This is a genomic window from Bradyrhizobium sp. CCBAU 11361, from assembly GCF_028128935.1.
Lineage (GTDB): Bacteria > Pseudomonadota > Alphaproteobacteria > Rhizobiales > Xanthobacteraceae > Bradyrhizobium > Bradyrhizobium niftali.
The window spans coordinates 23,264-35,961 of sequence record NZ_LBJZ01000161.1 but is presented as its reverse complement, the minus strand read 5'-3'; the positions used below and the strand labels follow the sequence as shown (position 1 = coordinate 35,961).

Annotated in this window: 14 protein-coding genes and 1 pseudogene; 10 read left to right on the top strand and 5 right to left on the bottom strand. The window is 59.6% G+C overall.

The window, feature by feature from the left end; all coding sequences use genetic code 11:
* Positions 1-13: 13 nt before the first annotated feature.
* Positions 14-919, top strand: a complete 906-nt coding sequence (locus XI08_RS15475) for a restriction endonuclease (RefSeq protein WP_271575042.1) — start codon at positions 14-16, stop codon at positions 917-919.
* Between the two features lie 288 nt (positions 920-1,207).
* Here the strand turns inward: XI08_RS15475 and XI08_RS15470 are convergent, their stop codons facing one another.
* Complete coding sequence (locus XI08_RS15470; protein ID WP_271575041.1) at positions 1,208-1,441, bottom strand: SAVED domain-containing protein; 234 nt, start codon at positions 1,439-1,441, stop codon at positions 1,208-1,210.
* A gap of 430 nt (positions 1,442-1,871) precedes the next feature.
* Here XI08_RS15470 and XI08_RS15465 point away from each other — a divergent pair, with 430 nt between their 5' ends.
* The 3 genes from XI08_RS15465 (at position 1,872) to XI08_RS15455 (ending at position 4,885) form a co-directional block, all read left to right on the top strand.
* A complete protein-coding gene (locus XI08_RS15465) occupies positions 1,872-3,440 on the top strand; it encodes a PAS-domain containing protein (protein ID WP_271575040.1) in 1,569 nt (522 codons plus the stop codon).
* A gap of 338 nt (positions 3,441-3,778) precedes the next feature.
* Positions 3,779-4,516 (top strand): LLM class flavin-dependent oxidoreductase, encoded by a 738-nt coding sequence (locus XI08_RS15460; protein ID WP_271575054.1) that lies wholly within the window; start codon positions 3,779-3,781, stop codon positions 4,514-4,516.
* A 21-nt stretch (positions 4,517-4,537) separates the two neighbouring features.
* Entirely contained in the window at positions 4,538-4,885 is a 348-nt protein-coding gene (locus XI08_RS15455) for a DUF3088 domain-containing protein (RefSeq protein ID WP_271575039.1), read from the top strand.
* A gap of 180 nt (positions 4,886-5,065) precedes the next feature.
* On the opposite strand, the gene XI08_RS15450 is transcribed toward XI08_RS15455, so the two are convergent.
* From XI08_RS15450 to XI08_RS15435, 4 genes and pseudogenes are all read right to left on the bottom strand, one after another.
* Entirely contained in the window at positions 5,066-5,299 is a 234-nt protein-coding gene (locus XI08_RS15450) for a hypothetical protein (protein ID WP_271575038.1), read from the bottom strand.
* 10 nt (positions 5,300-5,309) lie between these two features.
* Positions 5,310-5,549: a hypothetical protein gene (locus XI08_RS15445; protein ID WP_271575037.1), complete on the bottom strand. Its 240-nt coding sequence runs from the start codon at positions 5,547-5,549 to the stop codon at positions 5,310-5,312.
* Entirely contained in the window at positions 5,546-5,866 is a 321-nt protein-coding gene (locus tag XI08_RS15440) for a pyridoxamine 5'-phosphate oxidase family protein (RefSeq protein WP_271575036.1), read from the bottom strand. Before XI08_RS15440 ends, XI08_RS15445 begins: the two co-directional genes overlap by 4 nt.
* Before the next feature lie 94 nt (positions 5,867-5,960).
* Positions 5,961-6,626, bottom strand: a pseudogene (locus XI08_RS15435) (carbon-nitrogen hydrolase family protein); the annotation flags it as partial.
* A gap of 239 nt (positions 6,627-6,865) precedes the next feature.
* Here XI08_RS15435 and XI08_RS15430 point away from each other — a divergent pair.
* The 6 genes from XI08_RS15430 (at position 6,866) to XI08_RS15405 (ending at position 12,338) form a co-directional block, all read left to right on the top strand.
* Positions 6,866-7,465, top strand: a complete 600-nt coding sequence (locus XI08_RS15430; RefSeq protein ID WP_271575035.1) for a DJ-1/PfpI family protein — start codon at positions 6,866-6,868, stop codon at positions 7,463-7,465.
* A gap of 742 nt (positions 7,466-8,207) precedes the next feature.
* Positions 8,208-8,984, top strand: a complete 777-nt coding sequence (locus XI08_RS15425) for an ABC transporter ATP-binding protein (RefSeq protein WP_271575034.1) — start codon at positions 8,208-8,210, stop codon at positions 8,982-8,984.
* Entirely contained in the window at positions 8,984-9,820 is an 837-nt protein-coding gene (locus XI08_RS15420) for an ABC transporter permease (RefSeq protein WP_271575033.1), read from the top strand. The genes XI08_RS15425 and XI08_RS15420 overlap by 1 nt, the downstream gene beginning before the upstream one ends.
* A gap of 130 nt (positions 9,821-9,950) precedes the next feature.
* Positions 9,951-10,913 carry an ABC transporter substrate-binding protein gene (locus XI08_RS15415; RefSeq protein ID WP_271575032.1) on the top strand — a complete coding sequence of 321 codons (963 nt, stop codon included), beginning with the start codon at positions 9,951-9,953 and terminating at the stop codon, positions 10,911-10,913.
* A gap of 53 nt (positions 10,914-10,966) precedes the next feature.
* On the top strand, positions 10,967-12,139 hold the full coding sequence (locus XI08_RS15410; protein ID WP_271575031.1) for an LLM class flavin-dependent oxidoreductase: 1,173 nt from the start codon (positions 10,967-10,969) through the stop codon (positions 12,137-12,139).
* Between the two features lies 1 nt (position 12,140).
* Positions 12,141-12,338 (top strand): hypothetical protein, encoded by a 198-nt coding sequence (locus XI08_RS15405; RefSeq protein ID WP_271575030.1) that lies wholly within the window; start codon positions 12,141-12,143, stop codon positions 12,336-12,338.
* Positions 12,339-12,698 lie beyond the last annotated feature (360 nt).

Below are 12,698 nucleotides of genomic sequence, written 5' to 3'. Positions count from 1 at the left end.
TAGGATGTGCGCCGTGAAAGAAACCGTCTCTGAACGACCTGGTCAGCGATTCCATAACCTCGTTGCCCTCTTGGAACGGATGTTCGCGCACAAGGACGGAGTGACCGTGGCTTCCTCCTTACGGTTGCCCGACAAGGACACCGGGCGGCTTCGCGAGCATGACGTGGTTATTATCCGTCGTACCCATCACGGGCCGAACCTCACCGCCATTGAGTGTAGGGACCAAGGGCGAAAGGTGGGAGTTCCTCAGATCGAGGCCTTTGCCAAAAAGTGCGAGAAGACCGGAATCCACCACGGCATCGTAGTTGCTGCAAACGGCTTTACAAACACGGCCCGCACCAAGGCTGAGGCACTGAACCTGACGTGCATGGAGTTGGCCGAAGCAGAATCCTTCGAATGGATTGGCACTGTCACCATCATCGGCCAGTTCTACAACTTCACTGCGATCGAAGCTCACGTTCGCGTGGTGGAAAACGGGCTAAAGGTCGCAAATCCATCCACCGTCTATACGGCTGATGGCTTGCCCTACAACGGCGAGGGTATTCAATCTCTCATCGTGGACAAACTGACGACGGAAGCCCGCAATCCGACCGTCCGTCAGACCCTCACTGGTCACATCGTTGCACCGATGGAGGGCTTCTACATCATCGACGCTCTGAGCCAGCGCTTCCAAGTGAAGGATATCACGTTCACTTACGCGCTGGAGATTGAGGTCACGGAACGCCCGATCACGCTCCATTACTACGCCGGAGAAAGCGCAGCGTTGGAAATCGCCTCTGGACAAATCTCGTTCGCCACTGGGCAATCTACGTTGGCATTCGTCAAATCGAAAGACGGCGTGATGGGCTACGTCGTCTCCACTGGAGGGTTGAGCCATCGAGTGAAGATCGGCGATCTGCCAGAACGGCGCCTCGGCTAGATTCTAGCTAGAGTCGTCAGCTGACGGCTGCAGGCTCCAGCGACTGGCCGAGCAAGAGATGCCAGAGCGTCAAGATTTCATGCGCTGCGCGAGCAGGGCTTCGCGCGGGCGGATCTAATCCGTTGAGCGGCGTGCCTGGAGCACGCTCGATGCCGAGCAATACAGAGCTCCGGCAGCGCCTTCGTCAATGGCGCCTTCACGCACCTCTCGCATCTAAGGTTGGGACTGGGACCGGCTGACCAGTCCGATGACCGCGTAACCGGCGCTTTCGGATATTTCTGCCGCGGGCTAGCTCGTGATCTTCAAGGTCGGAATGAAGCCGCCGACCGACCGATTCTGATCATAGATGCGCAAGGGCAGATCGGCTTTCGGCATCCGAACACGCCCAACCTCGATAGAAGCTGAGTTCGGCAATGCGGGAAAGACGTTGATGAACGCATTCTCTCCATGAACAGCCTTGATCTGGTCGAATAGACGCCGAAGGTGGCGCTTGAACTCCACCAAATCCTCGGGACGGCGCATGATATCGTTGTGCGGGTTTCCGCGGTCAAGGACCAGATAGCGATATCATCGCCGAGCACGGTCCGAAGCCGATCGTCGGTAACGGTCGCTGTAGACTTTGCCTACCGAGAGGAACGCTCTTGTACGGTCCGTACCGAGAGGAACGCTCTTGTACGGCCCGCGTAGCGAAGCGCTGGCCTCCTCAAAACCGCTGGCGACGGGAAGGCTCTGGCGCGCTTCGAAAGATAAGCCGAGGCGAGGCCGTTAAGTCTCCGCTAGCCCCGCCGAGCCTATTGTCGGCCATTCTCGACCGAATAGGTGCATCATGAACGCTGCGACGGCGGGCCTTTGGGCGCGGACTGCGACCAAGACGCTGCAAAGGTTTCTTCGCTTTGTGCGTGGCTCCGATAGCCTGAGCGTGGCCGACAAAATCTATTCCATCGCCGGATTTTTGACGATCGTCACATTATTTCTGCTGGTGATGTCGATCCATTCCGTGCGCCTACAGGGGAACTATCGGCACATGCAGGCCGATTCGGCCGCGGCCGCCGTCAATATCGGGCGCGTCAACGCCCTGATCTACGCGATCGTGATGGAATCGCGTGGGATCTACATGTCCACCGAACCGGCGAAAGTGAAGCAATTCGCGGGAGAGCTGGTCAAGCGCAACAGCGAGCTCACGGCGGTGATGGTGCGCTGGGAACAGACTGTCCAACTCGACGATCTCGAGCTGTTCGCGGCATTCAAACAGCGAGTGATGCAATTCATCGACTTTCGGCAGGAACTGGTGCGGCGGGGGCTCGAGATCAGTCCGGCCGCGGCTCGTGAATGGGGCGATAACGACGCCAATCGCACGGTGCGCAGCAATCTCAATGCTGACCTCGAGGCACTGCAGCGATCCTACGACAAGCAAGCCCGCGAAGCCGATCAGCTTGCTGACGAGAACCGCTATGCGGCCTGGTACCTGTTCATGCTTGGCCTCGCGGCGCTGGTCCTTGCCGCGATCAACGTCCTCGTCATGCGCGACTCTGTGATCGGCCGGCTCTCCGATATCACACAAGCAACCGACCGGATCGCCGCAGGAGACATCAAGAGCGAGGTGCCGCATCTGATGCGGAACGACGAGATCGGTTATCTGGCCCGCACCGTGCAGCACTTCCGCGATGCCGTGCAAAAGATTTTGGAGCTGGAGCAGCTCGAGTTCAACACGGCGCGGCAACGCGACGCCGCCATGACCCAGCGCGACAAGCTCAACCATAAGTACCAGGCCAAGAGGTGGCAATTGTCGGCGGCGATCAACAGCATGCCCCAAGGCCTCATCATGCTCGACGGCAGGGCCAATGTCATCGCGATGAACAACAACTATCGACGGATCTACAATCTGCCTGAGACGATCAGGGCTGGCTCCACGCTGGAGAAAATCCTGCAGCATCGTGTCAAGAACGGACTTTTCAGCGGCGACATCGTCAAGTATCTCACCGCGTTTCTCGATCGCATCGCCCGGCGCGAGCCGACAGCCTACGAGATCGCGCTAAATGACGGCCGCACGATCAAGATCTACGAGCGTCCGATGGATGGCGGCGGTTTGGTGTCCGTGCAGGAGGACGTCACAGACTTGCGTCATGGCCAGCGCATGTTGGAGAGGACCGAGCGGTTTCTGGCCACCATCGTCGAGAACGTTAACGAAGGCATCATCGCCAAGGACGCGCGCACCTTGCGTTACCTTTTCGTCAACAAGGCCGCCGAGAAGATCATCGGCATGTCGCGGGCCGAAATCGTCGGCAGGACCGCGCGCGAATTGTTCTCCCCGGAGGCGGCCGACCTGATCGAACGGCGTGACCAGCAGTTGCTTGCCCAGAAGCAGCAACTCGAACCCATTATCGATTCGATCGATAGCCCCGTTCGCGGGCAGAGAGTGATCTGTGCTCGACGGTTACAGATCGGCAGCGCCGGAGAAGAATCGCACATCTTCGTGACTATGGTCGAGGATCGGACCGATCAGATCGGAGCGGGCCCATAGCGGATCGTTGACGCCAAAAGAGCGATCACAATTCACCCCTCCGGCGTCGGCAACTCCCTGAGCGGCTGCCCGACACCGAGGAACACGGACCATCCAGGCCAAAAGAAGTCGCCCAGGGAAGTTGAACGGCGACTGCATGGACCGAGCCCCAGGGGCCGCGCTATCCCCGACACGTTCGCCGCCGGCGTGAGCGTTTCTGTGACCTACGCGTTCACCAAGCTGAACCATTGCGATTTGTTGTTCCCAGGTCGTGGACGTGCAGGGGGAATGGAAACCTCCTCGTGGTGGCTTAGTCCTATCAGCTCCGTCCGGGTGATAGATTCCGCTCGCGTCCCACGATCTATCTTGGCGGAGAGTCCGAGGCTGCGCGCGCACTCGCGGCAGACGCTGCCGATGTCTATTTCATGAATGGGCAGCCGCTCGACGACATTCGCTCGCTGATCCAGGACGTCGCGCGAAGGCCGCGCCGCGGCGTGCCGATTCGCTTCGGCATGTCCGCCTTCGTGATCGCGCGCGAGACCGACGCGGAAGCCCAGAGGAAGCTCGTCGAGCTGTTCACGATTGCCGACCAGGACAAGCCGGCCCCGGCGCGCGTCGTCGCCAACGCCGACCCCGATGCGCAGAAGTTCAAGATGGCGGCCAAGGAGGCAAGGGTAGAACGAACGGAGGGACCTCCGCGCGGCTCGTCGGTAGCTATGACACGTGGCGCGCCGGATTCTCGAATTCAACAATATCGGCGTCGAGCTCTTCATGCTTCAGTTCCAGCCGGGCGACGAGAACATGCGGCGCTTTGCCGAGCATGTGATTCCTCGCGTGCGGCACCTGCAGGCAAGGGCGGCGTGACTGAGCATGAAGCGGTTATGGCCGACTGGATGATGATCCTTCTAGATCGACGCTGGCACGCGAAGCGGTCAGTACAATTCAGCCAAAACAACGCTCCTTCCATTTCATTGACTGAGGATCATTTGCACTTACGATCCGGCGCTACGATGTGTGGCGCACAATGGGACGAAATCGACCGCGCCAGCACAATCGAGTGTCGCAGACCCTCGGCGCGAATCACGCAGGTGTGGTGATGGGCATTTCGGAGACCGGTAATGAGCAAAGATCGCCTCTTCCTGTTGAAGCCAGGATTTGAAGATCCGGCACAGCCGGGGCGGTTCTTCGTCTGCCCGCACTGCAACGCGATCGAAGGCTTGCTGGCATCGTTTCCGGGGCTGGCAACGCAGATTGAGGTGCATCGCCTGTCATTCGCGCGACCGAGAGCCGAGATCGTGGAACTTCTCGGAGAGCAGCACCAATCGCTTCCAATTCTCGTCTTCGATCAGACCCGTCCGGTACCCGACGATGCGGATGTCGCAAATGGCTGGCGGTTCATCGACTCATCGCAGCGAATACTCCGCTATCTCGCCGATCGCTACACATTTCCACATGTCCATCAGTAGGTCGGGATGGAGATCGCCATTGCAAAGCGGCAACGGAGGAAAGCAGGTAGAGACTGGATCTCCTGGAGGAGAGTTCTGAGCCGGCGGGCCCACACGCGGGGCGGGGGCTGTCGATCAGAACGGCTGTCGCGTGAGCCAAGCGCGCCTGCCGTCGTCTCATCCGGAGGCGCGCTTCCGCGATCACGCTGCGGCCAAAGCGCAGCGATCGGAATGCAGATGCGAGACGATAACCAGCTCGACGCCGTCGAGGGCTTGGTCGGTGCTCACGGGGAGCTCAACCAGCGGATTTGGCGAGCGTCCCGCAATAGAAGGGCGGCTGTGCTTCGGCGCGAAACCGGATCGATGAGTATCGTGCGTCCACCGAGATTCAGCTTCAATGTTGCGTTTCGAAGGAGTTGCAGCTTCATCCGTCATTCCTCGTTCGCTAATAGAGAGTCTTTTTGGCGTCGGTTTCGATTCGCGCCTCGATGTCCTTGACGGTGAGATCGGCAGGCATGGTCTGATCGGAAATCATCTGTCCGAGCGACGGCAGTTTGGCGCGATCCAGCCGATAGTCATCCCGCCAGAGACGGCTGCCCTTGAGAGCCTTGGTGCAATGAAGGAACGTCTCCGTGACGGTCACGACGATCGCGAGCTTTGGCGCCTTGCCGCCGACCGACCTCAATTGGAGGAGGACCTCGGAGCGCGTGAGACGCGCGGTGCCATTGACCCGCAGCAATTCCTCGATGCCCGGAAAGCGAACAGCAGGCCGATCGCCGGATTGACGAGCAAATTCTCCATCGTATCGAGGTGATTGTTGCCGGGCCGGTCCGGGATCGCCAGATGATGAGGATCGAAGATATGCACAAAACTCGGCGCGTCGCCGCGGGGGCTGACATCATGGCCGCGCTCGGGATGCGACGAGCCAATGATGACAAGCGGCGCATGCGCGATAAAGTTGCAGCAATGTCGATCCAGCCGGTCGAGCTGCTTGGCGCGCATCAATGCCGACGGCGGAAGATAGGGTGGCCGTAACTCCTCGGCAGAAGTGAGATAGGTCGGCGCCTCCAGCATCGGCGAGGTCTCCTCAATCTGGTCAATCCCTGACATTGCGCGGATAGGTCTGTTTGGCCGCATCGGCCGCGGCCAGATCGACTTCAAGGCTGATGATGGGATTGTCCTCGCTCGTGTGCGCAAGGATGTCTCCATCAGGCGCCACGATCCAGCTTCCGCCGGCAAAGCTGCCGCCGCGCCGGTTCGCCGTCACCACGAACGCGCCGGCTGCAATCGCCGCCATCCGCGTCGCCACTTCCCAGCGCGGATGGCCGCCGGTGGCCCGCGGCGCGGCAATCAACTGAACCCCCGCCTGCCCGAGACGGCGCGCCGCGGTGCTCACCATGAGCTCCGTGCAAACCAGTTCGGCGAAGCAGAGGTTGTCGTCCCGCACGGGAAGTACATTCTGTGGGCCGCGATCGAACCAGGTTGCTTCCCAGCCCCTCTCCTGCTGCGGCAGCCACGCCTTGGGCCTGCCCCCGACCAGACCGCTCTCCGGCTTCCAGAGAAAGGTCTCGTTCCAGCGCCGTGTGTCCACCTCGACAGCCCGCGTCCCGAGGATACGCTTTGCCGTCAGGCGCTTCAGCTCATCTGAGATCTTGGCATGCGTGGCGACGGCCTGACGCCAAACGACCTCGCTGAAGACCGGGCTTCCCCAAAAACTGTCGACGCCTGCCAACTCGGGAAGAACGAGCAGATCAACCGGGGCCTTGGCGAGCTCACGTTCGAGCCGGCTCTACATCGCTGTCGCGCCGTCGCGACGATCGGGAAATTCACAAGTCGCTACTCGGATGATCACCATGTCCTCCATCTTGGTCAAAGTTGCGCCAGGCGAGGCCGGGTTGACCAGTGGCACGGATGCCACCTAACGTTAAGATTATGCCAAACCTGCGCACGCGCGCCACACGTCAGAAACCACGACCGCCAAGGCGGGAGCAGTTTGTCGCCGTGCTCGCCTATGACGGCGTCAACGCTTTCGAGCTCGGACTGGCGGTGGAAGTTTTCGGCCTGACAGATATGGGCACTGACTGGTATCGCCTTGTCGTTTGCAGCGAGCATCCGGGACGGCCGCTTGCTACCAATAACGGCATCAGAATTGTTGCCGACGACGGTCTGAGGACGCTGGCGCTGGCGAACACGATCATCGTGCCGGGGTGGTCGCATATCGAGCACATTCCGTCCGTGACATTGCTCGACACGCTGCGCCGTGCACATCAACGAGGTGTGCGGATCGCCTCGATTTGCTCCGGCGTGTTCATCCTTGCTGCCGCCGGATTGCTCGATGGCCGCCGTGCCACCGCGCATTGGGCGCAAGCTGAGTTGCTCTCAAGCCGATATCCGGCCGTAAATGTCGATCCAAATGTGCTTTATGTCGACGACGGCGACATCATGAGTTCAGCCGAATTTCCCGAGGTGCTGCGGCCGCGATCCGCTGCATCATCGCGCGAGACCTTCTTCCAGGAGAGTCTCACCGATGGACCGGTCTTGACGGGGCGCTTCTGTGAGCCATCGACGACAGTTGTCTCCGTGCTACCACTCGAGTCTTAATTGTTATCGGTACCCCCGTTGTTTCCAGAGCAAGTGCCACTTCCGAAAATCTGCATCTTCTACGAGCCATGCTCGCTATCGCCGCTAACGCCATCGTTGCGGCAAGCAGTTGGCCTCAACGCGTTGGAGCGCGCCTATTCGCGCTCCAAGAGCAACCCGAGGCTGCTGGCCATCTCTGTGACGGAGGTCAACGGTCGTCTGAGAATTCGCGCGACCCTGCTCACTGGCTGCCCTTGATCAATTAACCCTCGCAATTTATGCCGTTCAATGGCCGTCCAAGCGCGTTCACTTCCGTTGCGAATACGTCTCGAAACAGTCTTCATTTCGTTCGAGCCGTCCTGAGACTCAATTTGAGAGGGCATGATCACTCCGTTGCTGACGATGCAGCTTGTTGCATGAACATCAGGAAAATCAATAAAAGTAAAGATGGCAGGCTCGCGCGCGAGCCGGTCCGAGTGCAATCACCAAACAACGCGGTTGGTTTGACAGGTTCTCCTGGAAACACATTGGCTGCACTGCTGACTAAGGTCCGGAGGATACCAACCCTTGTCCAGAGAAGGTGCGCTGGCACACTCCGGCATCGATCAATCTCACCTTCGCTGTCGAGAACAAGTGCGTTCATGCTTCCTCGCCGTCACGGTTCAGCATGGACGTCATACGTTATGGGCGAAAATTGAAAACACCTCTCGCGGGTCTGGATGGATAATGGCTATCCTGGTTCGAAATCAAAGAAGCCGATCGGATGTTCGCCCTACAATCTGTCTCTAAGCATTTCGAGAAGAGCGACGGGAAGCTGTTTCTGGCGCTTCAAGAGGTAGACCTCGAGATACAAGCCGGCGAATTCTTGTCGATCATTGGTCCGTCCGGTTGCGGAAAGACGACCCTCCTGAACCTCGTCGCCGGCTTCGTCAAGCCGACGTCCGGACGCGTGCTCAAAGAGGGGGCCGAAGTCGCCGGCCCCGGCCCCGATCGCACGATGATGTTTCAGGACTATGCACTATTTCCCTGGCTAAGCGTTGCGGACAACATCGCCTTTGGATTGGGTGCGGAGAAATTATCCGCAACCGAGCGAGACACTCGTGTCCGTCACTTCATTTCGCTCGTCGGCCTGGATGGATTCGAGAAGGCGTATCCGTCTCAATTGTCAGGGGGTATGCGGCAGCGGGTCAGCATCGCAAGAGCCCTGGCTCCGGCCCCTGACGTCGTCTTGATGGACGAGCCATTTGCGGCTCTGGATTCGCTGACACGCGACCGGCTTCAGGAGGAACTGCTCGCCATTTGGTCTCGCGCCCACAAGACCTTCGTTCTGATCACGCACAATGTCGAGGAAGCCGTGTTCCTGAGCGATCGGGTGGTCGTGATGGGATCTCGGCCCGGGCGCATCCACTCCGTCGTTGACATAGCGATCCCACGCCCACGAGCGCCTGAGATTCGCGTCCGGGATTCCGTATTCCTTGATCTCAAGCACGAGGTGCTGGATTTGCTGGGTCGGGTCACTCCGACAGCGGAGCGTCATTGATGTCGCTGTTGCAGGCCGGCGCTCGCTCGCAGGAGCCAGGCAGCGCCCTCACTGATCTCGTCAAAACCAAGCCGGCCACGTTCCCCTTGGCGCAAGTGAAGTATTTCGTGCCGCTGCTGGTGCTGCCCGTCCTGTGGGAGATCGGTGTTCGGTCCGCGATGATCAACGCAAACCTGTTCCCGCCGCCCTCCGCGATCGGGGCCGCGGTGCTAGATCTCGCGCGCGCCGGCATGTTGTGGTGCGACGTCTCTGCCAGCATCCTCAGGGTCCTAGTCGGCTTTTCGATCGCAACTGTCGTAGGGGTTGGTCTCGGCCTTCTGCTAGGGCGTTTATCGGTGCTGGCCCGCTACGTGCTTCCGCTGATCGAGGTCATTCGTCCGATCTCCGTCATTGCATGGATTCCGATCGCGATTCTGTGGTTCGGCCTCGGCGATCGACCCGCCTGGTTCCTGATCGCGCTCGGCGCGTTCTTTCCAATCTTCACCAGTACCTACGATGGTGCGCGCTCACTTTCGGATGTCTACGTCCGCGTCGCTCGTTGCTTCGGTGCGCCGCGCGGATTGTTCATCCGCCAGGTCCTGCTGCCAGCGACGCTACCGCATATCCTCACCGGAATGCGCATAGGGCTCGGCACCGGCTGGACTTGCGTCATCGCTGCCGAATTGGTCTCGGCGACTTCAGGCCTTGGCTACATGATCCAGCTCGCGCGGACCACGATCGAGACCGAGAAGGTTCTCGCAGGCATGCTCGTGATCGGCTTGATTGGATTTGCCATGAACAGCTTGATGTTGCTTATCGAGCGTCGACTTTCGTTGCACCGGCGGCTGCCCGATTGAATTTCTTTAAACCATTGGATGAGGTGATCTCATGAGACGCAGAACGTTCCTGATCGGCGCGGGCACCGCCATTGGCGGCCTTGCCACAGGCTTCCCGAGACCGGCAATCGTCAGCGCCCAGAGCAAACCGTTGAGCAGGATCACGCTTGGCTATCAGAGCCTGTGGGCCGGCGGTGGTCAAATCTTCGAGGCGTTGCGCCATACGAACATTCTCGAACTCAACGGAATAGAGGCCGAGTTCAAGACCTTCACCTTTGGCGGACCGCTGGGTGAAGCGGCCGTCGCTGGCAGGATCGACAACATCTATGCCGCGGACGCGCCCACCTTGCGCGCAATCTCCCGCATCCCGGGCTCCAAGGTGCTGCACCGGACGCATGATCAGCGCTTCGGTATCGTCGTCCGCAACGACTTCAAGGGCACAACGCTGGTCGACTTGAAAGGAGTGAAACTGTCAGGGCCCTTCGGAACCACCGTGTTTCCCCGAAGCATTCAGGCGGTGGTCGCGGCCGGGATCAAGGAGCCGTTCAAGGATATCACGATCATCAACCAAGATATTGCCGAGCAGGCCGAGTCCTTGAAGAGCGGGCTTGTCGATGCCGTCACGACGTGGGATCCGACCTACGAAAGATTGTTGCAGCAGAAGATCGGCAGGGAGCTGTGGCGCGATCCAAAAGGTGCCTCCGGCATTCAAGCATTGAGCGGACCCTGGCTCGCTCGCAATGGAGAAGAGGCGGCGATCCGTTTTCTCAAGGCATGGACTTTGGCAGTATGGTGGACGTCGAACAATCTTACCCAGGCTGACGAATGGTTTGCGCAGACGTCCCGGCTGGACGCCAGCCTGTTGCGGGCGGCAACCGATGCCGATCGTTACCTGCGCGCGCCGGTCAAGGACGTCAAATCGCTCGATTTTGCCGTCTCCGATGCAGAAATATTGGAAAGTCAAAGGGTTCTCGACTTCCTGCATGAGCAGAGGCTGCTGACGGCCCGCCTTGAGGCTGCGCCTTACTATGACCGCGGGCCCATCACGATTGCGCAAAAGCAGATCGCAACCGGCGATTTCTCGGATCCTGCCAAGATCAGGATCGTGGGCTGACGGTGTGAAATTGAATGGCCGCAACGTCACCGCTGTCCTGAATCGGAACTGAAATGAATCTAGATCCTCGTCTCCACGGGACGCCTTCCCCGGCGGACTTCGACGATAGTCCGCTCGCGCGCGTGCTGCGCCAGCCGATGATCCTCGGCCTTTTCCTGCCGACACAAAGTGGAGGCTGGTCCGCATCCGCGGCACCTCGCTCGACATCGTGGGAGTTCGACTACAACGCAGCGCTCGCGCTTCGAGCCGAGGAACTGGGCTTCGATCTGGTCTTCGGCTTGTCGGAATGGGTTCGTGCAGGCGGCTATGGCGGCAAGATCCGGTTTCGAGAAGATTCGATCGACCCGTTCATGACCGTCACGGCGCTCGCGGCCCTCACCAAACGATTGCTGTTGCTCTCGACTATCCACATCCTCTGCGGCCCGTGGCACCCGATGCATCTAGTGCGTTTCGCGGCCACCGCCGATCACATCTCGAAGGGACGCTTCGGCATAAATGTCGTGACCGGGTTCTCTCCAGCAGAGCCGCTCATGTTCGGCATGCGCCGCCAGGAGCATGACCTTCGCTACGAGATGGCGGATGAGTTCATGTCCATTGCGAAGCGGCTTTGGCAATCGGAGCATAACTTCACATATGAAGGTCAATTCTGGCGTCTTGAGGACGCGTTCGTGCGTCCCAAGCCTCGCTACGGGTGGCCCATTCTTGTGAGCGCAACCGGATCACCAGCGGGATTTTCCTACGCAGCGCGGCACTCGGATCTCGCTTTCATCACCAGTCCTGCCGGCGCCAACGTCGAGCGTGCAGTCGAGGCGCTGCCAGCTCATACGGCCAAACTCAAGGCTGAGGCGCTAAGTTTGGGCCGCAACATTCGCACCATTATCAATCCGATGATCGTTTGCCGGGAGACGGAAGCAGAGGCGAGGGCCTATTACGACGACATCATCCGCCTGGCGGACACGGAAGCCGCCGCCGGGTACGCCAACCACTTCAAGAGTGGCGACAGCAAGGCTTGGAACAATCATGTGCCGCACGAGCGCATACTCGGCGGAAACGTGCACCTGATTGGCAGCCCAGAGCAGGTTGCGGACTGGCTCATCGCCCTGAACAAGGCGGGTTGCGACGGGATGCAGATTTCGTTCTATGATTTTCGCGAAGATCTCGAATTTTTCGGCGAAGCTGTGCTACCGCTGTTGCAGCAAGCCGGGGTCCGGGGACAAGTCTCCTGACATGCACAGTCAAGCACATCCGTGTTTCCTGCTGGAGAAGACGTGGCGGCTCGAAGGCCTGCCGCCCGGCAAAGCTCCGATTCGTGCGCTGCACGTCGGTGATCCCAGTTCTGGCGATGCAGAAAAAGTCTGGTTTGAGGGACCTCGATTTTGGCTCGATCGCGATCCTGTCGGAGAGGATGCCGTCGTTCAGATGTGACCAAATGAAAGTTTTTGATCGTAGAAGACTGTCTCAGCATTCAAGAAATTCACTCTAACGAGCGGTTTCTCCATGAATAGCGTCCGAGACGAGCCCACTGTTCAGATGCCTCACCCAAGCAATGATGACGCGGCTGATTTTGGAGCCTCTCCACGCGAAAAACCCCGGCACGAAAGCCGCGGCTCGTGATGCCACGGCGTACATCCGGCCGCGACGATCAGGTACCAGTTAGCATAAGGTTCTTGAATAAAATGAGACCTTCGCGGCGTCCGTAGTTGAACGTCGGCGCGGATCATCCGCCGCCAACCGTCGATGGTAACGGGTCGGTCTTGCAAGGCAGGCTAAAATTCTGCGATGCGG